Genomic DNA, 25,626 nt, shown 5'->3' with positions numbered 1-25,626 from the left:
CGCCGAACCCGACGACGGCCGGGAGGAGAAGACGCACGAGGGGGTGAAGACGAGCGACGAGGCGTCCCACCACCTCACCTCCCCCCTCCTCCTCACCCTCGTCCTCCTCACGGCCGTGATGTTCCAGGACCCCGTCCGCCGCGCCCTGGCCGCGCCGGTGATGCAGAGCTGGATGACGGTGTTCGTGGCGGTGGTCCTCCAGGCCCTGCCCTTCCTGGTGCTCGGCGTCCTGCTGTCGGCGGCGATCGCGGTGTTCGTCCCGCCGTCGTTCTTCGCCCGCGCCCTGCCGGGACGCCCCGCGCTGGCCGTACCCGTAGCGGGCGCGGCGGGGGCGGTGCTGCCGGGCTGCGAGTGCGCGTCCGTGCCGGTGGCGGGCGCGCTGGTGCGCAGGGGAGTGGCGCCGGCGGCCGCCCTGACGTTCCTGCTCTCCGCCCCCGCGATCAACCCGATCGTGCTGACGGCGACGGCGGTCGCCTTCCCCGACGACCCCGAGATGGTCCTCGCCCGTTTCGTCGCGAGCCTGCTGGTGGCGTGCGCGATGGGCTGGCTGTGGCAGCGTCTCGGCCGCACGGACTGGCTGCGCCCGCCCGCTCGTTCGTCGTACGACGGGCGGAGCGGGGGTGCGGCGTTCTGGGGTTCGGTACGGCACGACGTGATGCACGCGGGCGGCTTCCTGGTGGTCGGCGCGATGGCGGCGGCCACGCTGAAGGCGGTGGTCCCGGCGGAGTGGCTGCGCGCGGCGGCCGGCAGCCCGGTGCTGTCGGTGCTGGCCCTGGCCGTCCTGGCGGTGCTGTTGTCGATTTGCTCGGAGGCGGACGCGTTCGTGGCGGCGTCGCTCACCCAGTTCTCGCTGACGGCCCGGCTGGCCTTCCTGGTCGTGGGACCGATGGTCGACCTGAAGCTCTTCGCCCTGCAGGCGGGCACGTTCGGCCGCGCCTTCGCCCTGCGCTTCGCCCCCGTGACCTTCACCCTGGCGGTGGCCGTCTCGGCCCTGGCGGGAGCGGTTCTGCTGTGAAGCCGGCCCTGAACCACCAGGCCCAGGCGGCCCTGCTGTTCCTGCTCGGCGCGACCGTGCTGCACACCGGCCTGACCGACCTCCACCTGCGGTACGTCAAGGCGGGTCTGCGTCCGCTGCTCCTGCTGTCGGGCGCGGTACTGATCGCGACGGCGGCGGCGACGGTCCGGTACGCGTGGCGTCGCGGACCGCACGCGCAGGAGTCGCACCGGGAACCCCGTGTGTCGTGGCTCCTCACCCTCCCCCTCCTCGCCCTGATCCTGGTCGCCCCGCCCGCCCTCGGCTCCTACAGCGCCACGCACACCGGTACGGCCCTGCAGAAACCCCTCGGTTATCCGGAGCTGCCCGAGCGGGGGCCCCTGCGCCTGGGGGTCGGGGAGTACGCGGCCCGCGCGGTCTACGACCACGGTCGTCACCTGCGCGACCGCCCCATCCGCATCACCGGTTTCGTGGCGCTGGACGGCACCGGCACCCCGTATCTGGTCCGCATGGGCCTCAACTGCTGTGCCGCCGACGCCCAGCCGGTCAAGATCGCCCTCACCGGCGGGATCCCTCCGGTGCTGCAGCCGGACACCTGGCTGGAGGTCACCGGCCGCTACACCCCGCGCCGTACGGAGGACCCCGTCAACGGCGGCCCGGTCCCGTACTTCGAGGTCACCCACGCCGAACCGGTCCCGGTCCCGCAGGACCCGTACGACGAGGCGTGGAACGGCTAGGACTGGTAGGGCTGCTGCTGCGACTGCTGCCCGTACCCCTGTCCGCCGCCGACCGCCTGCGCCTGGAGCTGCTCGGCCTGTTCGGCGGTCACCTTCTGCTCGGCGCCGCAGAAGGTGCACTGCGTGACGTACTTCGTCGAGACCGGGAACAGCGGCACGAAGAACAGGGTGAACTTGGTGACCCGCTTCCTGAGCGTGTGCGCGGCGGGATTCCCGCACTGCGCGCACACCAGCGTCAGTATCGCGAGCTGGTGCAGATACCCCTTGGTACCAAAAATGATCATGTCGTCGATCCTTCCCGGGCCTCGGTCCCCCGAACCACCACACCAGACGGTGACCGTGGTCGGCAACGTGACCGGCCACAACACTGCCGTACCCCGCACAAGCGCACCAGCCCCCGGTGTCGGGATGCTGAATCGCGGCGATACGGGCGTCGTCACGCGGCAGTCCCCCCGCCCTCCCCGAGAGAGAAGAGACAACCGTGCAGATCACCGTCTCCACCGTGTCGCTCACCGTCGACGACGTGACCGCCTCGCGGCAGTTCTTCACCACCCACCTCGGCTACAAGGAGCTCGCCGCCGACGACGGGTTCGCCTCGCTGACCCGGGGCGACGCGGCCGTCGACATCGTCCTGCTGCGGCGGGGCACCGAGGTCCTGCCCGCGGACCGGCGCGACCGGCACGCCGCCGGAATCGTCCTGGCCTTCACGGTCACCGGCATCGAGGGCGAGGAACGGCGGCTGCGGGAGCGGGGCCTGGCCATCACCATGCCGCTGCGCAAGGAACCGTGGGGCGAGACGCTCTTCCAGGTCACCGACCCCAACGGGATCGTCGTCCGGTTCGTCGAGTGGGCGGCCCCCGACGGGGCGGGGGCGGGCACGGGCGCCTAGGGTGGACGCCGTACACCCGGAGCCGGTCCGTACGGGAGGGGATGGTGGAGATCACCGGGCAGACCGACGCCGTCCGCCGGACCCGCGCCCCCCTGAGCCGGGCGCGGGTGCTGTCCGCCGCCGTCGCCCTGGCCGACGAGGGCGGGGCCGACGCGCTCAGCATGCGGAAGCTGGCGCAGGTGCTCGGCGTCGTCCCGATGGCGCTGTACAAGCACGTGGCCAACAAGAACGAGCTGCTGGACGGCATGATCGACGTCCTCGTCGGTGAGATCGACCCACCGGCCGAGGACACCGACTGGAAGACCGCCGTCCGGCTGCGGGTGCTGTCCGCCCGCCGCATGCTGCTGCGTCACCCGTGGGCGTCCGGGGTCATCGAGGCGCGGATGAAGGCGCGGGCCGCGCCGACCCCCGCGGTGATGGCGTACCTGGACTCGATGATCGGGATCTTCCGGGGCGGAGGCTTCCCGCTCGACCTGGTCCATCACGCGATGCACGTCATGGGCAGCCGGCTGCTGGGCTTCTCCCAGGAGCTGTTCCACGACAGCCCCGGCCGTGAGCCGGACCCGGACGCGCCGTCGCCCGAGGAGATGGCCGCGCGCTATCCCCACATCACCGAACTCGCGATGGCGGTCGTCCACGACGAGGAGTCCGTCGTCGGCTCCGGCTGCGACGACCAGTACGAGTTCGAGTTCGCCCTGGATCTGACGCTGGACGGTCTGGCCCGGCTGCTGCGCTGACGGCGGACGGCCGGCCCGGCTGCCGCGTCGTCCCTTCCCGGCTCTTGCCAGGTGTACGGCGTACACCCATGATGGTGGGTGTACGCCGTACACCAATGAGGGGGAGATCCGGATGAAGGCGATCGTCCAGGACCGCTTCGGCCCGCCGGACGTCCTGGAACTGGCGGACGTCGACCGCCCCGAGCCCGGGGCCGGCCAGGTACTGGTGCGGGTGCACGCCGCCGCGCTCAACCCCTACGACTGGCACATGCTGCGCGGCGACCCGTACGCGGCCCGGCTGACACCGGGTGTGGGGCTGATCCGCCCGAAGTCACGGGTGGCCGGGCTCGACGCGGCCGGCCGGATCGAGGCGGTCGGCGCCGGTGTGCGCGGGCTCCGGCCCGGCGACGAGGTGCTGGGCTTCTGCCCGGGCTCCTTCGCCGAGTACGCGAGCACCACCCCGGACCTGCTGGTGCCCAAGCCCGCGCACCTGACCTTCGAGCAGGCCGCGGCCGTCCCGGTGGCGGCGGTGACGGCCCTGCGCGGCATCCGGACCGTGGGACGGGTGCGGGCGGGACAGCGGGTACTGGTCAACGGGGCCGGCGGCGGAGTGGGCACGTTCGCCGTGCAGTTGGCCACGGCTCTGGGCGCCGAGGTCACGGGCGTGTGCAGCCCTCGCAACACCGACCTGGTGCGCTCACTGGGCGCCGCGCACGTCATCGACTACACCCGCGAGGACTTCACCGGCACCCGCGCACGCTACGACGTCATCCTGGACAACGTGGGCAACCACCCGCTGACCCGCCTGCGCCGGGCGCTCACCCCGACGGGCACGCTGGTGGGCAACGCCGGCGGTTCGCCCGGTCGGGTGTTCGGCGCGATGGGAGCCACGCTGAAACTGCTCGCGGCCGGCGCGGTCGCCCGGCAGCGGCTCCGGGTCATCCTCCCGGCGGTCCCGTCCGGCCCGGCCCACGAGGACCTCTCGGCCGTCACCGCCCTCGTCGAGTCCGGCCGTCTCACCCCGGTGATCGGCCGGACGTACCCGCTGGCGGAGGCGGCCGAGGGCATGCGCCTGCTGGAAGGGGGGCACGCCCGCGGCAAGGTCGTACTGACGGTGGGGTGACGGCCGCCGCGCGGGTCCACACCGTTTCCCGCCGTCGTCCGAGCCGTGTCGCACGGGGGTCCGGGGGTGGATCACTCCACGGCTCGGGCGGGACGGCCCCGGCCACGGCGTCGACCGTCAGGGCGGGCAGCAGGCTGTGGGCGGCGGGGCGTGGCGGCGGGTCGGGCTGTGCCGACGTGCGCAAGGTGAGGTACGTGCCGTGTCCCGCGCGTGCCGCAGCGGTTGTCCTGTCGGCGTTCCCGAGTGCGAGCAGGCGCAGACGGGTGGTGGGATCGGCCCTCTGTTCCTCCTGCATGTCCGCAGCGCCGAGTGCCAGGTGCCGCACCGCTTCGAAGTCCGTCCTGTCCTCCGGGCGAAGGCGCGGTGGGTCGGCCACATGGTCTCCTGAGGGGTGGGAGGCTTCGATGTCGGTCTCGGAGCAGCGCGGAGGCGGCGCCGGGCCTGCCCCCGGAGGGAGTCGGCCCGGCGCCGCCTCCGAGGGGTGTCAGACACCCACGCCGAAGTCGGCGGCGATCCCGGCCAGGCCCGAGGCGTAGCCCTGCCCGACGGCGCGGAACTTCCACTCGGCGCCATTGCGGTAGAGCTCTCCGAAGACCATCGCGGTCTCGGTGGAGGCGTCCTCGGACAGGTCGTAGCGGGCGATCTCGGCGCCGCCGGCCTGGTTGACGACACGGATGAAGGCGTTGCGGACCTGGCCGAAGCTCTGGCCGCGGTTCTCGGCGTCGTGGATGGACACCGGGAACACGATCCTGTCGACCTCAACGGGTACGGCCGCGAGGTTCACCTTGACGACTTCGTCGTCGCCCTCGCCCTCACCGGTGAGGTTGTCACCGGTGTGCTCCACCGAACCGTCAGGGCTCTTGAGGTTGTTGTAGAAGACGAAGTGCTGATCCGACAGGACCTTGCCGGACGTGTCGAGGAGCAGGGCGGAGGCGTCGAGGTCGTAGTCGGTGCCGGTGGTCGTACGGACGTCCCAGCCCAGACCGACGAGGACGGCGGTCAGGCCCGGTGCCTCCTTGCTGAGCGAGACGTTGCCGCCCTTGGACAGGGAAACTCCCACTGCGTACTCCTTCTCGGCAGTTGCGGTCGAGGCCCGCGCGGAGCACGGGCCGGCCTCAATGAATCTACACGACTGTAGATAATGTGGGAGGGGGTGCGGCCGCACTCCGGGTTCGGTTCGGCCGCGTGTCGCCCCGCGTCGGTTCCGTGAACTGTCGAAGGGCAGGTGATGGGTGATCGGCGGTGTGAGTGCACCCGCGACGGCCGAGCCCCGGGACGCGGCATCGAAGAACTCCCGCCGGACCGACCGGTCGAGGAAGTGCGCCGACGGCCGGCCGCCCGCGAAGGCGCCGGCGATGCCGGTGGACGTTGTGCCGATGCGGCCGCCCGGGTCGCGGTCGGGCGGGATGGCCTTGGCGATCGCTCCGGCGGGGAGTCCTGGTGCCGGCCATGCGGTGACGCCCGTGTTCCCGACGCTCCTTTCGGTGGTCCTGCTTGTCTGTGGGCGTGTCCCGGGACGACGTAACTTCTGCAATTTTGTAGAGATCTTTGTGAGGGTGTCCGGTCTCGTCGGGCGGCATGGGGTTCCTGGGGCGTCTATACGATGTCTGCGCGGGAGACGGACGGCGGCGGAAGGGAGACAGGGCGTGGCTGAGCAGTGGCAGCGTCCCCGACGGCGGGGGCAGGGTGAGCTGGAGGCGCTGGTCCTGGCGGCGCTGCGGGAGGCGGACGGCCCGGCGACGGCCGGGTGGGTGCAGGAGCGCCTGGGCGGCGGCCTCGCCTATACGACCGTCATCACCATCCTGACCCGGCTGCTGGCCAAGGGAGCGGTCACGCGGGAGCGCGTGGGCCGGTCCTTCGCCTGGACGTCCGCGTCCGACCAGGCGGGTCTGGCCGCTCACCGGATGCGCCGGGTGCTGGACTCCGAGAGCGACCGGGAGGCGGTGCTGGCCAGCTTCGTCACCGGCCTGGGGCCAGACGACGAGCGACTGCTGCGGGAACTGCTGGGCCAGTCGCGGAATGAAGGGGAAGACTGAAGCCTCATGGGGGTGTTCGTCTTTCTGCCGCTGGTGCTGCCCTTGACGGCGTGGCCGATCGCGCGCCTCGCCGAGCAGCATCTGCATCCGCGGACCGCGACTCGATTGCTGACCGGCGTGGCGGCTTTGATGGCTGCCTGCAGCACGCTGTGCCTCGGCCTGGTGATGGTGGTCGGCACCGCTCAACTGCCCGGTAACCCGCTGCCGGACGGCTGGTCGGACCCCGAGGTGCGTGAGGCGGTCCCTTACGACGAGGTCGTCGGCAAGGCGGCGATTCCCGCGCTCGTCGTGGTGCTGGTGGCGTGTGGAAGGACGATGTGGCGGCACGGGCGGGTACGCCGTCGTGCCCACCGGGCGCTGGCCGGGCTGCGGGAGACGGAGGCGGCCGTCCTTCCGGATGACGTTCCCTACGCCTACGCGTTGCCGGGCGGCCGGCGGGATCGCGTGGTGGTGACCACGGCCATGCTGGACTGCCTCGAACCGGCCGAGCGCCGGGCGCTGTTCGCCCATGAGCGGGCCCACCTGACAGCCCGCCACCACCGCTTCCTCCTCGCGGCCCAGCTGGCCGCGCGGGCCAACCCGTTCCTGCGTCCGTTGCGTACGGCGGTGGCGTACACGGCGGAGCGGTGGGCGGACGAGGACGCGGCCCAAGCGGTCGGCAGCCGCCGTACCGTGGCCCGGGCGATCGGCAAGGCGGCACTGGTGTCTCGCGGCACTCCGGTGGCGACCTTGGCCGGCTTGGCTGCGGCGGGCCCGGTGCCGCGGCGGGTGGCGGCCTTGCTCGGACCCGCTCCGACAGTGCGCAACTGGCCGTCGCTGTTCACGTCGGTGGGCGTCGCGACGTGGGGCGCGGCGGTGGGAGCCGTGGTGTCGGCGATGTCCTCCGCGAACTCCGCCGTGACGATGGTCCTCATCCTGCACGCGGCCACGCCCCTTTGACCCGGGCGGGTGGGGTGTCAGGTGAGGACGGCGAGTCCGGTGACGAGCCCCCACGAAGGCCAGCAGCGCGGGCGGACGGACGCACAGCACCAGCCAGCCCGCCAGAGCCGGCCCGCGCCCGTCCCGCCCGTCCGTCGGCTCCGGAACCGGCCCACGTGCCCGGCGGGGACGGCGATCAGAGCGCACAGCATGGCCAGGCCGACGAAAATGCCAGGGTTGATCCAGGCGATGCCGGTGGCGAAGTCGGCGAGGAACGCGACTTCGCCCAGCGCGAGGAACGCGCTGATCTTTGCAGCCCGGTTCCGCCCCGCTGCCGTTGGCGTCGGTTCCCCGGCTGCCGTCCGGACGTCGTCGCTGCTGCTCACGCTCGATCCTCCACGGCTTCCGGGTCCCGCATGCGTGCCGATCAAGGGAAATCACGGCTGCGCAGGCGCCGGCAGGGTGAGGCTTTCGCCCCATCGGCCCTTGTCTCAGCGTGAAGGCGGATTCCAGCCGTTCGGCGGACAGGGCACTGGACGTTCGAGCGCAACGGACGACGGACCCGGGCGGAGAAGTGGGCCTCAGCGACGGTGTGAGCGCTCGCGGCGGCCGCTCCAGCCGGCTCGGCATCCCGTCAGGTGTCCGCCGTGTTCCTCCCGGGAGCCAGCCGGACGACCTCCGCGGCGTCGAGGGGAGCGGCATAGGCGTCGGTCGGCCGCGTTCTCGGTCGGATACAGGGACAGGCGCAGCACAAATCGCCCCTTGAGGCGGGCGTGCTCGGTAGGGGCCGGTGAGGGGAACGCGGAGGCCCGCGGGCATGCGGCGCGGGTGCGGGCGGCATCCGTGCCGGAGAACACCTCGATCGCACCGCCGGGATGGACGCTGCCGGGATCGGACACGGTGACCGCGTCGCCGCCCGGTCCGCCGGTCCTCGAAGGTCAGCTTGCCGCGGTAGCCGCCCTGCGTCCCCACAAACCCGTCGGGATCCTCGTCGCGGTGGGTGCAGAGGACCGCGTTCTCGATGGGAGTCCCGCCCCTTCCACCAGACGGAAGACGGTTTCGGCCTCGTCTGTGACGGTCGCGGTGCCCGTGCGCCGGTCCTGGTGGTGTCCGGCGCTGAACGGCAGCGGGATCGGTTCCCCGGGCAGGCCGGAGAGCACGATGCCGACCGGCATCCCGGCACTGGCCAGGACCGCGGCCGTGCGCAGATGCCGCAGTGAGCTCCGCCTCGCGGGTCGGCCGGCGTCCGGCATTCCTGCTCCGGTTGTCGCCGTGTTCGCGGCGGGCCGGCACCGCGAAGGCGTCGGCCCGCCGCACGGCCCGGATCGGTCAGAGGTCGAACTCGTGGGGCGGCAGGTCGAGGGCGTAGCACGCCTCGCGGACCACGGCCTGCTCGTCCTTGTCGAAGTCGCCGTCGGCGCCGCCGATGACGACGCCGATCTGGATGACCGCCCGCGCTTCGGCGGGCTTCTTCTTCGCCTTGGCGATCTCCTGCAGGACGCTCACCCTGCCGAAGCCGAAGTCGGTGGTGAGCTTGTCGAGGTTCTCCTCGAAGCGGCGGCGCAGGTCGTCGGCGGGGAAGTTCCGCAGCACCTCGTTGGTGGCGATGAGCTGGGCCACGCGCTGCCGCTCGGCCGGGTCGACGGTGCCGTCGGCGGCGGCGACGAGCGCGCACATCGCCATGCTCGCGTCGCGGAAGGCGCCGCTCTTCAGGTCGTTCTTCTTCGCCATGAGCTGGGTCTGCATCGTCGATGCGGACTCTTTGAAGCGGTCCCACAGGGCCATGAGAACTCCGTACGGGGTCGGGAGGATGCCCGGGCCGGGATGCTCCGGACAACCTTTCTTCTACATTACTGTAGAAGTTATCGGCAGGGGGTGGAGGAGTGCCTCTGACCGCCCCCTGCTGGCGCGTCCTTTACCGTCTGCCGGGTCCTGGTGTCAGCCCTCGTCCTCCTCGTCACCCTCGAGGAAGTCGCCGACCTCGTCCACGACTTCGGCCGCGACCATGCCGCCGACGACACCGACCGCGAGTCCGGCGGCGCCCGCGGCGACGACGGTGCCCATGCCGGGGCCGGAACGGTGGTGGTCGTGGTGATCGCCGTGTCCGTGGTGGTCGCCGTGTCCGTGCCCGGCGTACGGGGCACCGTGACCGTAGCCGCCGTGGGATCCGTGCGACGCCCGATGCTCGATCAACCGGCGGATCCAGAAGTCGACTTCGGTGTTCCAGTCGCGGGAGTCGTGATGGCCGACGGTGAAGCAGGTCGACGCGTCATGGCCACCGGAGAGGAAGCCGCCGCGCCTGTCGGCTTCCAGGATGACCTCGATGCCGCCCGGGTTGGCCAGGAAGGTCACCTCGATCTCGTTGACCTGGTGGGCGTACTGCGGCGCCGGAGTGAGTTCGATCTCCTGGTGGAAGGGCAGTTGCTGGCCGGTGCCGCCGATGTGCCCGTACTCCAGGTCCGCGGACTTGAAACCGAAACCCAACTGGCCGAGGGCTTCCAGGATCGCCTCCTGCGCGGGCAGCGGGGCGACGCCCAGCTGGTCCAGGTCGCCCTTGTCCTTGGCGCCGGCCACCGCCAGCTCGGTGCGCACGCCGAGGACGATGCCGAGGCCCTGCCCGTACAGCTCGGTGATCGGTGTCTCCCACGGAAGCGTCACCGTGAAGGGGACGTCGTGTCGCTGTCCCGCGCCGAGCCGGAAGCCGCCGCCGACGGTGAACCGCTCGAAGGCGACGACGCCCTCGCTCTCGCCCTCGCCGTGCTCGGCCTCGACCCGGGCCACGAGCTCCAGGGTGATGTGCTCGATGTCGAAGTCGGCGTCCCCGCCCTTGAGATGGACCTGTCCGGTCAGCGTGCCGCCGGGACGGGTGGCTCCCGGGTCGAGGACCGTGTCGACGGTGGGCCCGCCCACGCCGAGTGATCCGAGCAGTCGTTTGAACACCATGGCGGCGTCCGCTCCTTATGCGTGCGTGTGTCTCGTTCGGGTGCGGTGCCACGTGCCGGGGCGGGCGCGCGGCACCACGGTTGTGCGCGGGGCGGGCTACTTGCCCGCGTCCAGCGCGGCGAGGGCCTGCGCCCAGCGGACGTACTTCAACTCGGCCAGGTCGGATACGGTCTTGACCCCGAACGCCTCCTGAAGCAGCTCGCCGTCACGGTCGGAGACGCCCTTGAGGGCCCCCACCGGAGCGGCCAGGATCTCGGGCAGGCTCTTGTCCGCCCATGCCTTGTCCAGCACCTTGTCCAGGTCGATCGAAGCCATGCGTGTCCTCTTCCGTGTGCGAGGCCCGGCCCTGCCGCGGGCCTTCTACAAGAGAGTAGAAGCATAGGGCTGCCGCAGGCCGGGAGGGGCACGGTCGGCGTGGGCGCGCAGGGAAAGGCCGAAAAGGGGCTCTTGCGAGGCCGAACGCGGTGACGAGCTCGCTGCCTGCTGCGGGGGGTGTGTCCGAAGCCTGTGGGCCGGCGGTTCCGTCCGGTGGTTGCAGGCCGCTGGGGAGGCGGCATGGGCGAGAGGGGGAAGCGCCGGGCGAGGGCGCCGAGCACGCCGAGCGCGGCAAGGGCGATCCCCGGCTCCAGCGGCAGGGCCGTCGGCGTGTGCGACGGCCAGCCTTCAACGGCGCACCGGACGCCCGCGAGGCCCTCGCGGGCGCCGGCGACCACCAGGACGTCCCCGGCCCGCAGGGGAGGGGCCGCCCCGGGCGAGGCGATGACCTCCTCGCCGCGCACGACGGCCACGACCGGGGCACTCGTGCGGGCCCGGGTGTCGCCCGGAGCACGGCCGGCGTACGGGATACCGGGGCCGATCCGGATCTGTCCTGCGCTCAGGCCCGGTACCTCCCGGGTCGGGTCGGCGAACCGCCCGGCGATACGCGGGGTGCCCAGGATCTCCGCGACGGTGTCGGCTTCCTCGCTGGTGAACCGGGCTACCGGCCGGGCTACCGTCCGGATCGTCGCTCGTGTGCACCATCAGCTCGAAGCTCCCGGAGCGCCGGGCGACGATCCCGACGCGGTCGCCGTCGCGGTGGGCGAGCTCATGGCGCAGGACCACTCCGGGCAGCAGGATCTCGTCGACGTCCCTCCGCATCAACCCCATCGGCTGCGCGTCAGGTGTCGGCCCGGATCAGCGGTCCGGGCCGCTGCCACGGGTCTTTCGGCACCCACCGCTCGCGACCCGAGCCGCAGCGCCTTCAGGCGGCCAGGTCTCGGTCCGGTACGAGAGACCGCCGGTGTGATGACTCGAAGCGGGCGCCGACAGGGTCGACCAGCCTCCGAAGGGCAGCCAGGTGGACCTGTTGCCCGCCCGGACCCGCCTTGACCTGGCGGCGCGAGGGGGCCGTGCTCCTGCCCGGCGGCCCCCCGTCCGTGGCCTTCCCGCGAGGAGCGGGTGACGTGTTCTGTGGCTCCTTTACAGTTGGTGTAGAGGCAGGCAATCCTGTTTCCACCCACTGTCCACGTGTGTTTCGAGAAGGAGCGACGTACCCCCGATGGGTGAGCCTCCCAGTACCAGCCGTGCCCTTCCCCGCCGGCCTCTCGCGATCGAGGGAGCGGGGGTGGCACGGTGACCGAGATCCTGCTGCTCCTGCTGGCCCTCTTCCTCACACTGGCCTGCGCGGTGTTCGTCGCGGCCGAGTTCTCCCTGACCACCGTCGAGCGCGCCGAACTGGAGCGCGCCGCCGAGGCCGGCGAGCGCGGCGCGGACAGTGCGCTGAAGGCCGTACGACGTCTCACGCTGCAGCTCTCCGGCGCCCAGCTGGGCATCACCGTCACTTCGCTGGTGATCGGCATGCTCGCCGAGCCGTCCCTCGCGGCGCTGCTGCGCGGACCGCTGCGGGTGATCGGCCTGGGCGCTGCCGCCCCGTCGGTGGCGACCGTGCTCGGTGTGGTCGTCTCCACGGTTGTGCTGATGGTGGTGGGCGAGCTGGTGCCGAAGAACTGGGCGATCTCCCGGCCGCTGGCGGTCGCCAAGGTGGTCGCCGGTCCGCAGCGCGCCTTCACGGCCGCGTTCGGCCCGTTCATCGGGCACCTGAACGGCACCGCGAACCGTTTCGTGCGGCGCTTCGGGCTGGAGCCCGCCGAGGAGCTGGCCTCTGCCCGCACAGCCGAGGAGCTGGGCGCGCTGGCCCGGCACTCGGCCGCCGAGGGCGCCCTGGAGGCGGACTCCGCGGAGCTGTTCGTACGGACCCTGCACCTGAGTGAGCTGACCGCCGAGAACGTGATGACGCCGAGAGTCGACGTCAAGGCCCTGGAGGTCCACGCGACGGCCGCCGACGCGGCCAACCTCTCTCACGCGACCGGGCTGTCCCGCTTTCCCGTCTACCGCGACAGCCTGGACGAGGTGGTCGGCACCGTCCACATCCGGGACGTACTCGCCCTGGAGCCGGAGAAGCGGGCCGCCACGCAGGTCACGGAACTGACCGCGGCGCCCTTGCTGGTGCCCGACAGCCTCACCGCCGACCGGCTGCTGGAACGGATGCGCGCGCACCGCACCATGGCCGTGGTCATCGACGAGTACGGCGGCACGGCGGGCGTGGCCACCGTGGAGGACATCGTCGAGGAGGTGGTCGGTGAGGTCCGCGACGAGCACGACCCCTTGGAGGTGCCCGACCTGATCCCCGCCCCTGCGGGCCGGGACGGGCGCGCGGTGTGGGAGGCGGACGGCAGTCTCCGTCTCGACCGGCTCACGGGTGTGGGGCTCACCGCGCCGGAGGGACCGTACGAGACGGTCGCCGGGCTGGTCGCCACCCGTCTGTCCCGCATCCCGACCAAGGGGGACGTCGTGCACCTCGACGGCTGGCGACTCGAGGTGCTGGAGGTCGATCACCACCGCGCCGACCGGATACGCATCACCGAGCCGGCCGCCGCATCGCCCGCCCAGCTCGTGGAGGAGGCCCGATGACCGCGCTGCAGCTCGCCATCGGCGCCCTGACCCTGCTGACCAACGCGTTCTTCGTCGGCGCCGAGTTCGCCCTGATCTCGGTGCGCCGCAGCCAGATCGAACCGCGCGCCCAGGCGGGCGACAAGCGGGCCCGGATGACCCTGTGGGCACTGGAACACCTCTCGGCGATGATGGCCACCGCCCAGCTCGGCATCACCGTCTCCTCGCTGGTGCTGGGTGCGGTCGCCGAGCCCGCCATCGCGCACCTGATGGAGCCCGGCTTCGAGGCGGTGCACCTCCCGCACGGTCTGGTGCACCCGGTCGCGTTCGTCATCGCCCTGACCCTCGCCACGTATCTGCACATGCTGATCGGCGAGATGGTGCCCAAGAACATCGCGCTCGCCGCGCCCGTGCCCAGTGCCCTCCTGCTGGGCCCGCCCTTGGTGGCGCTGACCCGGGCGCTGAGGCCGTTCGTCTTCGGCGTCAACGCCTTCGCCAACGTCCTGCTGAAGCTGCTGCGTGTGGAGCCGAAGGACGAGGTCGGGTCGGTCTACACCGACGACCAGCTCGTCCGCATGGTCGTGGACTCCAGCGAGGCCGGGCTGCTCGGCCCCGCCGACGGCGAGCGGCTGCGCGACGCGCTGGAGCTGGGCACCCGGCCAGTGGGCGAGATCCTCGTCCCGGCGCAGCGGATGCGCACCGTCGACGACACGGTCACCCCGGCCCGGCTGGAACGGCTGGCGGCGGAGGCGGGCTTCTCCCGGTTCCCGGTCACCGGCCCTGACGGCGTCGTCCTGGGCTACCTGCACATCAAGGACACCCTCGGCCTGGCCGACCGCGACCGGCCGTTCCCGCGCACCGCGCTGCACAAGGTCACCCGGGTGCGCATCGACACGCCGCTGGACGACACCCTCACCGCCCTGCGTGCCGAGGGCAGTCATCTGGCCGCCGTGGTCGGGGAGAGCGGCACGGTCATCGGCTTTGTGACCATGGAGGACGTACTGTCCGAACTGGTCGGACCGGCGGCTCCGGCCACCGCGTGACCGCCGGGCCGCCCCGTGCGCGCCCCCGCACGGGGCGACCTGGTTCGGCTTGCGTGACCACGTGGTGAGGTCGAGCGGCGGCACACGACGGCCGGCCGCCGCCTGGACTGGGTCGCCGAGGTCACCGGCATCGAGCTGCCCGAGGAGGAGGACTTCGACACCGTGGTCGGCCTGACCGTCGACCTGCGCGGCCGCTTGCCGGCCGTCGGTGACCGCTTCGCGGCGAGGCTTCCCGAGGGTGGCGACGTGGTGATCGACCTACGGACTCTTGACCGGCACTACCGGAACGGCTTCGTGTCGAGAGGACGGCCGGGAAGGCGGAGACGCGGGCATGTGTGTCCCGACGGCGCTCTTCGTCACCGTCCTGCCGCCGATCGGCAGCGGCTTCTTCGCCGCGGTCGGATTCGTGCCGGCCGCCGCCGTACGGCACGGATGGAGCAGGCCCGCGACGACGCCGGAAGGCTTACCGGCGTGGTGAGCCCGGACGGTCTGCTGACCCGCTCCCTCCGGTCCCGGACGGCCTGCTGACCAGCGCCTTCCGGACCCGAACGGCCTGGCCGGCGCCCTTCTTCCGAGCGCCCCGGGTTCCCCCGGGACGCTCGTGCACGTCCGTACGGACGGAGCCGCCACGCTTGCCCGGTACCGCTTGGGCACCAGAAACTACAGTGCTGTAGAAAGTTTCTTCCGGAACATGATCGCCGACGTCCGGGCCCGCTCGTACGAGCCGACCGGGGCCGAGCGCAGCGCACGCGAGGAGACAAGACAGCGCGATGTCCGAGCACCGAGTTCGCAGGGTCCGCACGGCTCTGGCCCTACGATGCCGAGCCGTCACGGAGGCCCGCTGGTTCGCCCTCACCGTATTCGCTCTGATCCTCGTGAACGCCGTACTGCTGGGCATCGAGACGTACCCCGGAGTGGTCGCCGACTGGCACCACTGGTTACGTCTGGCCGAGCATGCCTGCCTGGTCGCCTTCACCGTTGAGATCGTGCTGCGTCTGGCCGCGCACGCCGACCGGCCCCGGAACTTCTTCGAGGACCCGTGGAACCTGTTCGACCTGGTCGTTGTCCTGTGCGCCTTCCTGCCCTTCCTGCGCGAGAACAGCACCATCCTGCGGCTTCTGCGCCTGGCCCGCGTGCTGCGCACCGCCCGCTTCCTGCCGCAGCTGCGCGTCGTGCTCGTCGCGGTGGCCCGCAGCCTGCCGGGCACCCTGAGTTTCCTGCTCGTAGGCGCGCTGCTGCTGTACCTGTACGCGATGGTGGGCTGGGTCTTCTTCGGCCGCCACGACCCCGAGCACTACGGTTCCCTCGGCCGTGCCGTGCTCACCCTCTTCCTGCTGATGACCCTGGACGGCATCGGTGACGCCGTCCACGCCGGCCTGGACATCTCGCGCTGGAGTCTCCTCTACTACGCCTCCTACGTCCTGCTCGCCTCCTTCGTCCTCGTCAACGTCCTCATCGGCGTCGTCATCACCTCCCTCGACGAAGCCCGCGACATGGACCGGGTGGGGCCCCCGGTACGGCCGCCACGCATCGACCCCCCGACAGGCGATCACCTGTCACTGCGCCGCCGCATCGATGAGACCCGCCGAGCTCTGGACGAACTCGAACAGGAACTGGGCCGATCCGCGCCTCACTCATCGGCAACAACCGACCGGCCGGCGTTCATGGGAGCCCGGAGACAGGTGTGAGCGGGCGGAGAGCGCAGCGACGGGACGCAGCTCCCACGCGAAGGCGCGGTCCTCCGCGCCACGGACAAGGGCGTGTCCTGGGGAGCACTTCCTCCGCGGTACGTGACAGTCGACTTCCGTTGCCGCCTCACACCGACGCATGGTGTTCATGCCCGCAGCGCTGACCGACCTGTGGCCTCTGAGCTGGAGTATCGGTGCCTTCCTCCTGGCCACGGCTGTCACCGTGGTGTGCAGTATCCGGCTCGCATGAGCGGGAGACACCCTCGCCGACCGCACCGGACGGGGCCACGCCCTGTTCGGGGCCGTCCTTTCCGGGCTCGTGACGTCCCTCCCGGGCACCGTGATGACCGCGGTCGGCGTCGCTCTTCCTGCGGCACCGGAGACCGCTCCTGGGAGGAGCCGGCCAAGACCTTCTCCCGGATTTCTCCCAAGCGATCTCCAGGAACCGCTCAGGGGCCCGACCCGCACTGCGGATCAGGCCCCTGACCTGGTACTTCACTGTCGGGGTGGCGGGATTTGAACCCACGACCTCTTCGTCCCGAACGAAGCGCGCTGCCAAGCTGCGCTACACCCCGATCGTCGCTGCTGTCGCGGCGACGACGTTTACTTTAGCCCACCGGGGGCCGGAGACGAAATCCGGTTTTCGAGGGGCGGCGGACCGGGTTGGGGCGGGTGTGGTCCAGGGCCACGAGGAGGACGGCCAGGGCGTAGAGGGCGAGGCCCAGGAGGAGGGCGTTGGCGAGGACGTTCCGGTAGCCGTGCCGGGCGACGTCGAGGAAGGGGTAGAGGTAGCGGGCGGGGGAGTCGGGGAGGAATACGCCCCGGGCCAGGGTGAAGGCCAGGTAGGCCAGGGGGTACAGCAGCCAGGTGGCGGCCTGGCGCAGGCGGGTGCGGGCCGGCGGGGAGAGGAGGAGCCAGTCCAGTACCGCGGCGACGGGGAGCACCGTGTGCAGGGTGTGGGCGGCGAGCGGCTCCAGCCAGGAGGTTCCGGTCGCGTCGCCGGCCGTCGAGAAGGGCGGGGCCGCGTCCGCCAGGAGGATGTGGTGGGCCAGGGACGCCATGATCACGTACAGCAGGGCCGCCCCCGTGAGAGCGCCCGGCAGGGGGTGGCGGGCGCTCCAGGCGCGGCGGGCCGAGGTGAGCGTGACCAGGGCCAGGAGGAGCGCGCTCTGGACCGCGAAGTGGCTCAGCACCCGGGCCGGGCTGCCGAGGAGGGTGCCCACCAGCACCGCGCCCGCCGCCAGCAGTGCCAGGAGCAGGCGGTACGCCGCGGTCAGCGGGCGGCGTACCAGCGGGACGACGGCTCTGGCGGGGGCGAAGAGGGCGGCCGACGCCGGATGCGTACGCGGCAGGGCGGGGATGTCCGGGAGGTCCCTGGGTATCGGGGCGGTCATGCACCCCAGCGTGGGCGGACGTCCGGTTCGGGGCGACGCGGGTGGGCCGGACGGGTTACCCGGCGGCGCCCTGCTCGCGGCCCACCAGGGTCATCAGCGTCGCCTCCGGGGGGCAGGCGAAGCGGACCGGGGTGTAGCGGCTGGCGCCACAGCCCGCGGAGACGTGGAGGTAGGACGTGCGGCCCTCGGACGTGTGCGTGGACAGGCCCTTGACGCGGTCCGTGTCCAGGTCGCAGTTGGTGACCAGGGCGCCGTAGAAGGGGATGCAGAGCTGGCCGCCGTGGGTGTGGCCGGCCAGGATCAGCGGGTAGCCGTCGGCCGCGAAGGAGTCCAGGACACGCAGGTACGGGGCGTGGACGACGCCCATCGAGAAGTCCGCCGTGTCCGACGGGCCGCCCGAGACCTCCGCGTACCGGTCGCGCTTGATGTGCGGGTCGTCCAGGCCGGTCAGCTCGATCGACGTGCCCTCGATCTTCAGGGTGCCCCTGGTGTTCGTCAGGTTCAGCCAGCCCGCCGCGTCGAAGCCGTCCCGCAGGTCCTCCCACGGGTTGTGGACCACGCCGACCGCCTGTGCGTTGCCGTTCAGACCGTGGCGGCCCTGGACCTTCTCGACCAGGTAGCGGGCGGGGTTGCGCAGGGTGGGGCCGTAGTAGTCGTTGGAGCCGAAGACGTACGCGCCCGGGAACTCCATCAGGGGGCCGAGTGCGTCGAGGACTTCCGGCACGCCCTCGGGGTCGGACAGGTTGTCGCCCGTGTTGAGCACGAAGTCGGGGCGCAGGCCCGCCAGGGAGCGCAGCCAGCGCTGCTTCTTGCGCTGGCCGCCGACCATGTGGATGTCGGAGACCTGGAGCACGCGCAGGGGGCGCATCCCGGACGGGAGGACGGGGACGGTCACCCGTCGGAGGCGGAAGGAGCGGGCCTCGAAGCCCGCCGCGTACAGCAGCCCGGCGGCGCCGGCCGCCGTGATTCCCAGGGGGATCTTGTATCGCGCGCGCATGCGTCCATCGTGTCAGACCCGGGTGGGCGCTCCGAACGCCCGTGGATACGGCGCCTCTTAAATCAGCAGGCGTTCCGCCTCCCGCACCTGCGACAATCCAGCCATGACCACGCTCAAGTCGAAGCTGCAGGAAGACCTCAACGCCGCGATCAAGGAGCGCGACGAGCTCCGCTCCTCGACGCTCCGGCTGACGCTCGCCGCGATCACCAAGGAGGAGGTCGCGGGGAAGGAGAAGCGCGAGCTTTCCGACGACGAGGTGCAGAAGGTGATCACCCGCGAGGCGAAGAAGCGCCGTGAGGCGGCGGATGCCTTCGCGCAGGGGGGCCGCCCCGAGCAGTCCGAGCGGGAGAAGGCGGAGGGCGAGGTGCTGGCGCAGTACCTGCCCCAGCAGCTGTCCGACGAGGAGCTGGACGCGATCGTCGCCCAGGCCGTTCAGGAGGCGAAGGCGGCGGGGGCGGAAGGGCCGCGGGCCATGGGCGCCGTGATGAAGATCGTGAACCCGAAGGTGGCCGGGCAGGCGGAGGGCGGCCGGGTCGCCGCCGCGGTGAAGAAGCTGCTGGCCGGCTGACCGACGGTTCCGGTGCGGCGTGCGGTCGGCTGAGCGACGGTTCCGGTGTCGCGTGCGGTCGGCTGAGCCGGTGGCTCCGGTGCGGCGCGCGGCCGGCTGAGTCCGCTCCCGTCACAGCGCGAGTACGTCGTACGACGTCGAACGGCCCCTCCCCCCCGATAGCGCGCGGGGGGAGGGGCCGTTCGACGTGTCCGGCCAAGGCCGTCAGTCGCGTCCCCCGGGGCCGTCGCCCGCTCCCCGGATGAAGCCCTCCGGGATGGAGAACGTCGGGTCCGGCTCGGCGCCGCCCGTGCCTCCCGTGCCGTTGCCGCCCCCGTTGGCGTTGCCGCCGCTGGTCAGGCCGCCGATGGGACCGTCGTCGCCGTTGTTGCCGTCGTCGTCACGGTCGCCGCCGCCGTCGCCCTCGCCGTCACCCTCGTCGCGGTCCGGGGCGTCCGGGATGTGGATGATGTTGAAGGACGGGGACTCCTGGCCCGCCAGGGCGCCGGTCATGGCGTCCTTCCAGATGGGACCCGGGACCGCGCCACCGAAGACGAGCGGGTGGTACCGGCCGCCGATCGTGATGTTCTTCATCTCGACCTTCTGGCTCGCGCTGCCCACCCAGACAGCGCCCGACATGTTCGGCGTGTAGCCGACGAACCAGGCGTTCTTGCGCTCGTCCGTCGTACCCGTCTTACCGGCGTTGTCGCGGTCGCTGAGGCCGGCCTCCTGACCCGTACCGGAGTCGACCACGCCCTGCAGCAGGCTGTTCACCGTGTCCGCGGTCTTCTCGCTCATCGCGCGCGAGCACGTCGACTTCGGCACCTCGAGCGACTTCTGCTCGTTGCCGATCTTCTGCGTGATCGACTCGATGGCGACCGGCGTGCAGTACATGCCCCGGGAGGCGAAGGCGGCGTACGCGCTCGCCATCGTGAGGGGCGAGAGGCCGGTGGAGCCGAGGGTCATGGAGGAGGGGACCTCGGGGATCTTCTTCCCGTTGCCCTGGACCACGCCGAGCTTGTCGGTCATCGTCACCACGGGGCACATGCCGATGTCCTCGATCATCTGCACGAAGTAGGTGTTGACCGACTTGGCCATCGCGTCCTTGAGCGCGTACGGCCCCACCTCGGACTCGTTCTCGTTCTCCAGCTTGTAGTCGCCGTCGTTCACCCAGGGCTTGTCGCAGCCGCGCACGGTCGCCGGGTACGGCATCTCGAACGGGGCGGAGTAGGTCTGCGTCGGCGGCCTGCCCTCCTCCAGCGCGGCCGCCGCCACGAACGGCTTGAACGTCGAACCCGTCGGGAAGCCGAAGTTGGAGCCGCCCATGGCAGAGTCGACCGAGAAGTTGATCTCCGTCTCGTTCTTGCCGTAGCCGTACGGCTTCGACTGGCCCATCGCGACGATCTTGCCGGTGCCGGGCTCGACCAGCGTGGACGCCGCGGCGACCGAGTCCGACTGGTAGACGTGGTCCTTCAGCGACTGCTGCACCGAGTCCTGCGCCTGCGGGTCGAGCGTCGTACGGATGGTCAGGCCGCCCTGGTTCCAGATCCTCGCCCGGTCGGTCTTGGTCTTTCCGAAGACCGGGTCGCTCAGGAACACCTCGCGCACGTAGTCGCAGAAGAAGCTCGCGTCGTCGACCGCCGTGATGCAGCCGTTCTTCGGCTTGCTGACCTTCAGGCCCAGCGGGGCCTTCGCCGCCTCGGCGGCCTCCTCCCGGGAGACGTCGCCGACCTCGGCCATCCGCTGGAGGACGGTGTTGCGCCGCTTCTTCGCCTCGGCCTCGTCGTTGACCGGGTCGTAGCGGCTCGGTGACTGGACGAGGCCGGCGAGGAGGGCGGACTCCTGGAGGTTGAGGTCCTTGGCGGACTTGGAGAAGTAGCGCCGGGCGGCGGCCTCGACACCGTAGGCCTGCTGGCCGAAGAAGGTGATGTTCAGGTAGTTCTCGAGGATCTTCTTCTTGCCCAGCTCCTCCTCGACCTGGATCGCGTACTTCAGTTCGGCGATCTTGCGGCCGATGGTCTGCTGGGTGGCCTGCGCGACCTTCGTCGGGTCGTCGCCCGCCTCCTCGACGAAGACGTTCTTCACGTACTGCTGCGTGAGCGTGGACGCGCCCTCGGAGACCTCGCCGCTGCGCGCGTTCTTGTTGAGTGCGCGCAGGACGCCCTTGAGGTCGATCGCGCCGTGCTCGTAGAAGCGGGAGTCCTCGATCGCGACGATCGCCTTCTGCAGGTACGGCGAGATGTCCTTGAGGTCGACCACCGTGCGGTCACGCGAGTAGACGGTGGCGATCTGGCCGCCGTCGGCGTCGAGGATGGTGGTGCGCTGGCTCAGCGGCGGCGTCTTGAGGTTGGCCGGGAGCTCGTCGAAGCTCTCGACCGATCCCTTGGCCGCCAGGCCGAGCGCGCCCACGGCGGGCAGCGCGATGCCGGCCATGACGGCCCCCGCGAGGACACTGACACCGAGGAACTTGGCGGCCTGCTGCGTGGGAGACAGACCACCGCCCGAGCGCTTCTTTGGCATGGGAGCAGCCTACGTTCTCATTCGCCGGACAAGCGTATATGCCTTGGCCTAAGCTGCTCTCGACTGTCACAGCGGTGAGGCCACGTATCAATACGTCCGGCGACCCCGAATCGTTCCGGATCTCCTCGATTTTTTTCGTACGAGTTTCTGCCGAGGAGTGTGGAGGCCGTGTCCGGATCCACCGCGTGTGTCATGTGGTGCCCGTTGTGTCGCAACTGAACTGACCTGGAATGCCGGGTTCGTCGCGCATGTCGTCCCCTCACTCCCCCGGGTGATCTGCCGCTTACCCATAGTCCGTTCGGACCATTCAAGATTGGGCCCGCTGGGGGTGTTGCGCTGTGCCCACCTTCCGTAACGTCCTCAACTGGCGGCGGTGAATATGCCGCTGCCGCCGTGGGGGAGCCTCGATTCGGGAGAGGACGGCGCCGGTATGGGCTGGGTTACCGACTGGAGTGCGCAGGCTGCCTGCCGCACTACCGATCCGGATGAACTGTTCGTTCAGGGAGCAGCGCAGAACAGGGCCAAGGCGGTGTGCACCGGATGTCCGGTACGCACCGAATGCCTGGCCGACGCGCTCGACAACCGCGTCGAGTTCGGCGTGTGGGGGGGCATGACGGAGCGTGAGCGCCGCGCACTGCTGCGCCGGCGGCCGACCGTGACCTCCTGGCGCAGGCTGCTGGAGACCGCGCGCTCGGAGTACGAGCGGGGACCGGGTGTCCTGCCGCTCAACGACGACGAGGTGTACGAGAACTACGCGGCGGTGAGCTGAGGGCCCTCGGGGGCTCCTGGTCCTGCCCGGTTCCGGCCGGGGTGTCGTCAGGGCGTTTCGGGCAGCTCCGGCCGGTTGGCCGCGAGTCGGTCGCCGATGTCCCGCAGTCCCGTGAGGTCGTGCACATCGCCGGGCAGCGCGGCCACCTCGGTCACCGCCACCTCGGGGTGGAGTGCGGTGAAGCGGTCGCGTGTGCGCTGCTCGCGCGAGAGCAGCCGCATCCGCTCGGCGTGCAGCCTCAGCAGGCCCGCGGTGAGCCGGTCGACGGACCGGTCCGTGTCGGCGTCCGCATCCGTGCCCTTCGTGCTCGTGCCTTCGGTGTCGTCCGCGATGGTGGGGGAGCCTGTGCCGGGGACGTCCTGAGCCGGTGTCCCGGAAGCGGGGGATGACGCGGAGGGTTCTGAACTTCCGTACGTTTCGGGAGAGTTACGAAGTCCAGCCTTCCCGTCCTCCTGATCCACAATGCGGGAGTCCTCAAGATTTTCCGCGGCGGCCAGCGCCCGCTCGGCCGACAGCCGGTCCGCGCCGCTGCCGTGCACCCGGTTGAGGACCAGCCCGGCCAGCGGCATCTCCTCCGCCGCCAGCCGCTCCACGAAGTACGCGGCCTCGCGCAGCGCGTCCCGCTCCGGGGCCGCCACCACCAGGAACGCCGTCCCGGGCGCCTGGAGCAGCTTGTACGTGGCGTCCGCGCGGGTACGGAACCCGCCGAACATCGAGTCCATCGCGGCCACGAACGTCTGCACGTCCCTCAGCAGCTGACCGCCGAGCACCTTGCCCAGGACGCCGGTCATCATCGACATCCCGACGTTCAGGAACTTCATCCCCGCACGGCCGCCGACCTTCGCCGGGGCCAGCAGGACGCGGATGAGCTTGCCGTCGAGGAAGGACCCGAGCCGCTTGGGGGCGTCCAGGAAGTCCAGCGCGGAACGGGACGGCGGGGTGTCGACCACGATGAGGTCCCACTCGTCCCGGGACCGCAGCTGGCCCAGCTTCTCCATCGCCATGTACTCCTGCGTGCCCGCGAAGCCCGCCGAGAGCGACTGGTAGAAGGGGTTGCCCAGGATCGCGGCGGCCCGGTCGGGGTCCGCGTGCCCCTCGACGATCTCGTCGAAGGTGCGCTTCATGTCGAGCATCATCGCGTGCAGTTCGCCGCCCGCGGAGTCGTCGACGCCCTTCACCCGGCGCGGGGTGTTGTCGAGCGAGTCGATGCCCATGGACTGGGCGAGCCGGCGGGCCGGGTCGATGGTGAGGACCACCACCTTGCGTCCCCGCTCGGCCGCGCGCAGACCGAGTGCCGCGGCGGTGGTCGTCTTGCCGACCCCGCCCGAGCCGCAGCACACCACGATCCGGGTGGCGGGGTCCTCGATCAGCGGGTCGATGTCGAGCGTGCGGGCGGGGGAGAGGCGGTGACGGGCCGGGTCCTGGGCCTGCGCCGGTTCCGGACGACGACTCATGACATCCCCTGCTTCCGGTGCTTCCGACTCATGACGGGGCGGGTACGGCGGTGGCTGTGGTGCCGGTGGTGCGTGGCGGGGCGGGTACGGCGGCGGCAGGCGCTTCGGGGCCGCACCGTGTGGGTGCGGCCGGTCATGACACGCCCTGCGCACGCAGTTCCCTGGCCAGTTGGTACAGGCCGGCCAGGTCCATGCCCTCCGCGAACAGCGGAAGCTCGTGCAACGGCACGTCGAGGGCGGCCAGCACGGCGCGCTGCTCGGTCTCCAGCGCGTACCGCTCGGCGTACTCCTCCGCCTGCGCGAGCAACGGGTCCACCAGCCGCTCGGCGTGTCCCCCGCGTCGCGCGCCGCCGAGGCCGGCGGACGACAGCGCCCGCGCGATGGAGGAACGAGGGACCGCCGCCGCGAGTTCCAGGCCGTCCCCGTCCAGCACCTCGGGCCGGACCATGTTCACCATGACCCGTCCCACCGGCAGCCGCGCGGCGCGCAGTTCCGCGATGCCGTCGGAGGTCTCCTGTACCGGCATCTCCTCCAGCAGCGTCACCAGGTGCACGGCCGTCTCCGGCGATTTCAGCACCCGCATGACCGCCTGCGCCTGATTGTGTATCGGGCCGATCTTGGCGAGTCCGGCGACTTCGTCGTTGACGTTGAGGAAGCGGGTGATGCGGCCGGTCGGCGGGGCGTCCATCACGACGTAGTCGTAGACGAACCGCCCCTGCTTGTCCTTGCGGCGTACCGCCTCGCACGCCTTGCCGGTGAGCAGGACGTCCCGCACGCCGGGTGCGATCGTGGTGGCGAAGTCGATCGCGCCGAGCTTTCTGAGGGCCCGGCCGGCGCTGCCGAGCTTGTAGAACATCTGGAGGTAGTCCAGAAGGGCCAGCTCGGCGTCGATGGCGAGGGCGTACACCTCGCCGCCCCCCGGAGCGACGGCGATCTTCCGTTCCTCGTAGGGCAGTGCCTCCGTCTCGAAGAGTTGTGCGATGCCCTGGCGGCCCTCGACCTCGACGAGGAGCGTCCGCTTCCCCTCCGTGGCCAGGGCCAGCGCGAGGGCCGCGGCCACCGTGGTCTTGCCGGTTCCGCCCTTGCCACTGACGACCTGGAGCCTGCTCACGTCTTCGAGCCTAAAGGCTCGCCCCGCGCCCCGGCGGCTCCGGGTGGCGGTTGCCGGCCGTCGCGTCCCGCGCGCGGGGGTGGTGCGGGGGCCGCGTCCCGCGCGGGCGGGGTCTAGAGTCGGCCGCATGACCAAGTGGGAATATGCGACTGTGCCGCTGCTCGTCCACGCAACGAAGCAGATTCTGGACACCTGGGGCGAGGACGGCTGGGAGCTCGTCCAGGTCGTGCCCGGGCCGAACAACCCCGAGCAGTTGGTGGCCTACCTGAAGCGCGAGAAGCAGGCATGAGCGCCGTCGAGGCGAAACTGGCCGAGCTGGGCCTGAGCCTGCCGGAGGTCGTCCCGCCGCTGGCCGCGTACCAGCCGGCCGTGCGGTCGGGGCGGTACGTCTTCACCGCCGGCCAGCTGCCCATGGTGGACGGCAAGCTTCCGCTGACCGGGAAGGTCGGCGCGGAGGTCACGCCGGAGGAGGCGAAGGACCTGGCGCGCACCTGCGCGCTGAACGCCCTCGCCGCGGTCAAGTCCGTCGCCGGGGACCTGGACCGGGTGGCGCGCGTGGTGAAGGTCGTCGGCTTCGTGGCCTCCGCCGCGGACTTCACCGGCCAGCCGGCCGTCCTCAACGGCGCGAGCGAGCTGCTCGGCGAGGTCCTCGGCGACAAGGGCGTCCACGCCCGCAGCGCGGTGGGCGTCGCGGTGCTGCCGCTGGACGCGCCGGTGGAGGTCGAGATCCAGGTGGAGCTCACGGAGGCGTAGCCCGCGCCGACGGGTCCCGGGGCGTGCGACGCGCGGGGCGCGTGACCCGGCGATCCCGGCACCGTG

General features: G+C 71.4%; 26 protein-coding genes, 1 tRNA gene and 2 pseudogenes. 17 read left to right on the top strand and 12 right to left on the bottom strand.

Annotation, left to right across the window (positions count from 1 at the left end; all coding sequences use genetic code 11):
* Positions 1–43: 43 nt before the first annotated feature.
* Together ACFXAE_RS00605 and ACFXAE_RS00600 are read left to right on the top strand one after the other, a co-directional pair.
* Positions 44–1,015 (top strand): permease, encoded by a 972-nt coding sequence (locus ACFXAE_RS00605; RefSeq protein ID WP_384706440.1) that lies wholly within the window; start codon positions 44–46, stop codon positions 1,013–1,015.
* 8 nt (positions 1,016–1,023) lie between these two features.
* Positions 1,024–1,731 (top strand): TIGR03943 family putative permease subunit, encoded by a 708-nt coding sequence (locus tag ACFXAE_RS00600; protein ID WP_384706439.1) that lies wholly within the window; start codon positions 1,024–1,026, stop codon positions 1,729–1,731.
* Here the strand turns inward: ACFXAE_RS00600 and ACFXAE_RS00595 are convergent.
* Entirely contained in the window at positions 1,728–2,015 is a 288-nt protein-coding gene (locus ACFXAE_RS00595; RefSeq protein ID WP_384706161.1) for a zinc-ribbon domain-containing protein, read from the bottom strand. The genes ACFXAE_RS00600 and ACFXAE_RS00595 overlap by 4 nt on opposite strands.
* 197 nt (positions 2,016–2,212) lie before the next feature.
* Between ACFXAE_RS00595 and ACFXAE_RS00590 the strand changes: the two genes are divergently transcribed.
* The 3 genes from ACFXAE_RS00590 to ACFXAE_RS00580 all read left to right on the top strand — a co-directional run bounded on the left by ACFXAE_RS00590 (position 2,213) and on the right by ACFXAE_RS00580 (position 4,459).
* Positions 2,213–2,620, top strand: coding sequence for a VOC family protein (locus tag ACFXAE_RS00590; protein WP_384706159.1), 408 nt, complete (start codon positions 2,213–2,215; stop codon positions 2,618–2,620).
* 41 nt (positions 2,621–2,661) lie between these two features.
* Complete coding sequence (locus tag ACFXAE_RS00585) at positions 2,662–3,357, top strand: TetR/AcrR family transcriptional regulator (RefSeq protein WP_384706157.1); 696 nt, start codon at positions 2,662–2,664, stop codon at positions 3,355–3,357.
* A gap of 112 nt (positions 3,358–3,469) precedes the next feature.
* Positions 3,470–4,459: an NAD(P)-dependent alcohol dehydrogenase gene (locus ACFXAE_RS00580; RefSeq protein ID WP_384706155.1), complete on the top strand. Its 990-nt coding sequence runs from the start codon at positions 3,470–3,472 to the stop codon at positions 4,457–4,459.
* Between the two features lie 484 nt (positions 4,460–4,943).
* Here ACFXAE_RS00580 and ACFXAE_RS00575 read toward each other — a convergent pair whose 3' ends face one another.
* A complete protein-coding gene (locus ACFXAE_RS00575; RefSeq protein ID WP_384706153.1) occupies positions 4,944–5,519 on the bottom strand; it encodes a TerD family protein in 576 nt (191 codons plus the stop codon).
* A gap of 586 nt (positions 5,520–6,105) precedes the next feature.
* Between ACFXAE_RS00575 and ACFXAE_RS00570 the strand changes: the two genes are divergently transcribed.
* Both ACFXAE_RS00570 and ACFXAE_RS00565 read left to right on the top strand, forming a co-directional pair.
* Positions 6,106–6,495 carry a BlaI/MecI/CopY family transcriptional regulator gene (locus ACFXAE_RS00570; protein WP_384706151.1) on the top strand — a complete coding sequence of 130 codons (390 nt, stop codon included), beginning with the start codon at positions 6,106–6,108 and terminating at the stop codon, positions 6,493–6,495.
* A 6-nt stretch (positions 6,496–6,501) separates the two neighbouring features.
* Entirely contained in the window at positions 6,502–7,434 is a 933-nt protein-coding gene (locus ACFXAE_RS00565; protein WP_384706149.1) for a M56 family metallopeptidase, read from the top strand.
* Between the two features lie 17 nt (positions 7,435–7,451).
* On the opposite strand, the gene ACFXAE_RS00560 is transcribed toward ACFXAE_RS00565, so the two are convergent.
* The 4 genes from ACFXAE_RS00560 to ACFXAE_RS00545 all read right to left on the bottom strand — a co-directional run bounded on the left by ACFXAE_RS00560 (position 7,452) and on the right by ACFXAE_RS00545 (position 10,671).
* Complete coding sequence (locus ACFXAE_RS00560) at positions 7,452–7,799, bottom strand: hypothetical protein (RefSeq protein WP_384706147.1); 348 nt, start codon at positions 7,797–7,799, stop codon at positions 7,452–7,454.
* A 943-nt stretch (positions 7,800–8,742) separates the two neighbouring features.
* Complete coding sequence (locus ACFXAE_RS00555) at positions 8,743–9,198, bottom strand: tellurite resistance TerB family protein (RefSeq protein ID WP_384706145.1); 456 nt, start codon at positions 9,196–9,198, stop codon at positions 8,743–8,745.
* Between the two features lie 153 nt (positions 9,199–9,351).
* Positions 9,352–10,356, bottom strand: a complete 1,005-nt coding sequence (locus ACFXAE_RS00550; RefSeq protein WP_384706143.1) for a sporulation protein — start codon at positions 10,354–10,356, stop codon at positions 9,352–9,354.
* Positions 10,357–10,452: 96 nt separating this feature from the next.
* A complete protein-coding gene (locus tag ACFXAE_RS00545) occupies positions 10,453–10,671 on the bottom strand; it encodes a hypothetical protein (protein WP_384706141.1) in 219 nt (72 codons plus the stop codon).
* Positions 10,672–11,967: 1,296 nt separating this feature from the next.
* Here ACFXAE_RS00545 and ACFXAE_RS00540 point away from each other — a divergent pair.
* The 6 genes and pseudogenes from ACFXAE_RS00540 to ACFXAE_RS00515 all read left to right on the top strand — a co-directional run.
* On the top strand, positions 11,968–13,305 hold the full coding sequence (locus ACFXAE_RS00540) for a hemolysin family protein (RefSeq protein ID WP_384706139.1): 1,338 nt from the start codon (positions 11,968–11,970) through the stop codon (positions 13,303–13,305).
* Positions 13,302–14,327 carry a hemolysin family protein gene (locus ACFXAE_RS00535; protein WP_384706137.1) on the top strand — a complete coding sequence of 342 codons (1,026 nt, stop codon included), beginning with the start codon at positions 13,302–13,304 and terminating at the stop codon, positions 14,325–14,327. Before ACFXAE_RS00540 ends, ACFXAE_RS00535 begins: the two co-directional genes overlap by 4 nt.
* A 102-nt stretch (positions 14,328–14,429) precedes the next feature.
* A pseudogene (locus ACFXAE_RS00530) lies at positions 14,430–14,540 on the top strand (transporter associated domain-containing protein); the annotation flags it as partial.
* 118 nt (positions 14,541–14,658) lie between these two features.
* A complete protein-coding gene (locus ACFXAE_RS00525) occupies positions 14,659–14,805 on the top strand; it encodes a hypothetical protein (RefSeq protein WP_384706135.1) in 147 nt (48 codons plus the stop codon).
* A 292-nt stretch (positions 14,806–15,097) separates the two neighbouring features.
* Positions 15,098–16,015, top strand: a complete 918-nt coding sequence (locus ACFXAE_RS00520) for an ion transporter (protein ID WP_384706133.1) — start codon at positions 15,098–15,100, stop codon at positions 16,013–16,015.
* A 148-nt stretch (positions 16,016–16,163) separates the two neighbouring features.
* Positions 16,164–16,379 (top strand): annotated as a pseudogene (locus tag ACFXAE_RS00515) (cation transporter); the annotation flags it as partial.
* 137 nt (positions 16,380–16,516) lie between these two features.
* Here the strand turns inward: ACFXAE_RS00515 and ACFXAE_RS00510 are convergent.
* From ACFXAE_RS00510 to ACFXAE_RS00500, 3 genes are all read right to left on the bottom strand, one after another.
* Positions 16,517–16,590 (bottom strand) — tRNA-Pro (locus ACFXAE_RS00510).
* A 33-nt stretch (positions 16,591–16,623) separates the two neighbouring features.
* Positions 16,624–17,409: a Pr6Pr family membrane protein gene (locus ACFXAE_RS00505; protein ID WP_384706131.1), complete on the bottom strand. Its 786-nt coding sequence runs from the start codon at positions 17,407–17,409 to the stop codon at positions 16,624–16,626.
* Positions 17,410–17,464: 55 nt separating this feature from the next.
* Positions 17,465–18,406, bottom strand: coding sequence for a metallophosphoesterase (locus ACFXAE_RS00500; RefSeq protein WP_384706129.1), 942 nt, complete (start codon positions 18,404–18,406; stop codon positions 17,465–17,467).
* A 103-nt stretch (positions 18,407–18,509) separates the two neighbouring features.
* On the opposite strand from ACFXAE_RS00500, the gene ACFXAE_RS00495 reads away from it, so the two are divergent.
* Positions 18,510–18,974 (top strand): GatB/YqeY domain-containing protein, encoded by a 465-nt coding sequence (locus tag ACFXAE_RS00495; RefSeq protein WP_384706127.1) that lies wholly within the window; start codon positions 18,510–18,512, stop codon positions 18,972–18,974.
* Positions 18,975–19,178: 204 nt separating this feature from the next.
* Here the strand turns inward: ACFXAE_RS00495 and ACFXAE_RS00490 are convergent, their stop codons facing one another.
* A complete protein-coding gene (locus tag ACFXAE_RS00490; RefSeq protein WP_384706125.1) occupies positions 19,179–21,473 on the bottom strand; it encodes a transglycosylase domain-containing protein in 2,295 nt (764 codons plus the stop codon).
* A 430-nt stretch (positions 21,474–21,903) separates the two neighbouring features.
* On the opposite strand from ACFXAE_RS00490, the gene wblA reads away from it, so the two are divergent.
* Positions 21,904–22,242 carry a transcriptional regulator WblA gene (gene wblA / locus ACFXAE_RS00485; RefSeq protein ID WP_384706437.1) on the top strand — a complete coding sequence of 113 codons (339 nt, stop codon included), beginning with the start codon at positions 21,904–21,906 and terminating at the stop codon, positions 22,240–22,242.
* A gap of 47 nt (positions 22,243–22,289) precedes the next feature.
* Here wblA and ACFXAE_RS00480 read toward each other — a convergent pair whose 3' ends face one another.
* Together ACFXAE_RS00480 and ACFXAE_RS00475 are read right to left on the bottom strand one after the other, a co-directional pair.
* Positions 22,290–23,696: an ArsA family ATPase gene (locus ACFXAE_RS00480; protein WP_384706123.1), complete on the bottom strand. Its 1,407-nt coding sequence runs from the start codon at positions 23,694–23,696 to the stop codon at positions 22,290–22,292.
* 133 nt (positions 23,697–23,829) lie between these two features.
* A complete protein-coding gene (locus ACFXAE_RS00475) occupies positions 23,830–24,807 on the bottom strand; it encodes an ArsA family ATPase (RefSeq protein ID WP_384706121.1) in 978 nt (325 codons plus the stop codon).
* 127 nt (positions 24,808–24,934) lie between these two features.
* On the opposite strand from ACFXAE_RS00475, the gene ACFXAE_RS00470 reads away from it, so the two are divergent.
* Entirely contained in the window at positions 24,935–25,096 is a 162-nt protein-coding gene (locus ACFXAE_RS00470) for a DUF4177 domain-containing protein (protein WP_003975360.1), read from the top strand.
* The gene (locus ACFXAE_RS00465; RefSeq protein ID WP_384706119.1) at positions 25,093–25,560 is read left to right on the top strand and encodes a RidA family protein; all 468 of its coding nucleotides are present in this window, start codon (positions 25,093–25,095) and stop codon (positions 25,558–25,560) included. The genes ACFXAE_RS00470 and ACFXAE_RS00465 overlap by 4 nt, the downstream gene beginning before the upstream one ends.
* Positions 25,561–25,626: the final 66 nt, after the last annotated feature.

This window comes from Streptomyces sp. NPDC059454 (assembly GCF_042749965.1).
Taxonomy (GTDB): Bacteria; Actinomycetota; Actinomycetes; order Streptomycetales; family Streptomycetaceae; genus Streptomyces.
This window is presented reverse-complemented; position numbering and strand designations above follow the sequence as displayed.

What these genes read in the sequence shown, in the direction of transcription:
- ACFXAE_RS00545 (WP_384706141.1), bottom strand. Translation starts at nt 10,671, where the DNA reads ATGGCTTCGATCGACCTGGACAAGGTGCTGGACAAGGCATGGGCGGAC.
- ACFXAE_RS00465 (WP_384706119.1), top strand. Translation starts at nt 25,093, where the DNA reads ATGAGCGCCGTCGAGGCGAAACTGGCCGAGCTGGGCCTGAGCCTGCCG.
- ACFXAE_RS00495 (WP_384706127.1), top strand. Translation starts at nt 18,510, where the DNA reads ATGACCACGCTCAAGTCGAAGCTGCAGGAAGACCTCAACGCCGCGATC.
- ACFXAE_RS00535 (WP_384706137.1), top strand. Translation starts at nt 13,302, where the DNA reads ATGACCGCGCTGCAGCTCGCCATCGGCGCCCTGACCCTGCTGACCAAC.
- ACFXAE_RS00525 (WP_384706135.1), top strand. Translation starts at nt 14,659, where the DNA reads ATGTGTGTCCCGACGGCGCTCTTCGTCACCGTCCTGCCGCCGATCGGC.
- ACFXAE_RS00565 (WP_384706149.1), top strand. Translation starts at nt 6,502, where the DNA reads ATGGGGGTGTTCGTCTTTCTGCCGCTGGTGCTGCCCTTGACGGCGTGG.
- ACFXAE_RS00585 (WP_384706157.1), top strand. Translation starts at nt 2,662, where the DNA reads ATGGTGGAGATCACCGGGCAGACCGACGCCGTCCGCCGGACCCGCGCC.
- ACFXAE_RS00555 (WP_384706145.1), bottom strand. Translation starts at nt 9,198, where the DNA reads ATGGCCCTGTGGGACCGCTTCAAAGAGTCCGCATCGACGATGCAGACC.
- ACFXAE_RS00480 (WP_384706123.1), bottom strand. Translation starts at nt 23,696, where the DNA reads ATGAGTCGTCGTCCGGAACCGGCGCAGGCCCAGGACCCGGCCCGTCAC.
- ACFXAE_RS00595 (WP_384706161.1), bottom strand. Translation starts at nt 2,015, where the DNA reads ATGATCATTTTTGGTACCAAGGGGTATCTGCACCAGCTCGCGATACTG.
- ACFXAE_RS00500 (WP_384706129.1), bottom strand. Translation starts at nt 18,406, where the DNA reads ATGCGCGCGCGATACAAGATCCCCCTGGGAATCACGGCGGCCGGCGCC.
- wblA (WP_384706437.1), top strand. Translation starts at nt 21,904, where the DNA reads ATGGGCTGGGTTACCGACTGGAGTGCGCAGGCTGCCTGCCGCACTACC.
- ACFXAE_RS00580 (WP_384706155.1), top strand. Translation starts at nt 3,470, where the DNA reads ATGAAGGCGATCGTCCAGGACCGCTTCGGCCCGCCGGACGTCCTGGAA.
- ACFXAE_RS00470 (WP_003975360.1), top strand. Translation starts at nt 24,935, where the DNA reads ATGACCAAGTGGGAATATGCGACTGTGCCGCTGCTCGTCCACGCAACG.
- ACFXAE_RS00520 (WP_384706133.1), top strand. Translation starts at nt 15,098, where the DNA reads ATGTCCGAGCACCGAGTTCGCAGGGTCCGCACGGCTCTGGCCCTACGA.
- ACFXAE_RS00490 (WP_384706125.1), bottom strand. Translation starts at nt 21,473, where the DNA reads ATGCCAAAGAAGCGCTCGGGCGGTGGTCTGTCTCCCACGCAGCAGGCC.
- ACFXAE_RS00550 (WP_384706143.1), bottom strand. Translation starts at nt 10,356, where the DNA reads ATGGTGTTCAAACGACTGCTCGGATCACTCGGCGTGGGCGGGCCCACC.
- ACFXAE_RS00505 (WP_384706131.1), bottom strand. Translation starts at nt 17,409, where the DNA reads ATGACCGCCCCGATACCCAGGGACCTCCCGGACATCCCCGCCCTGCCG.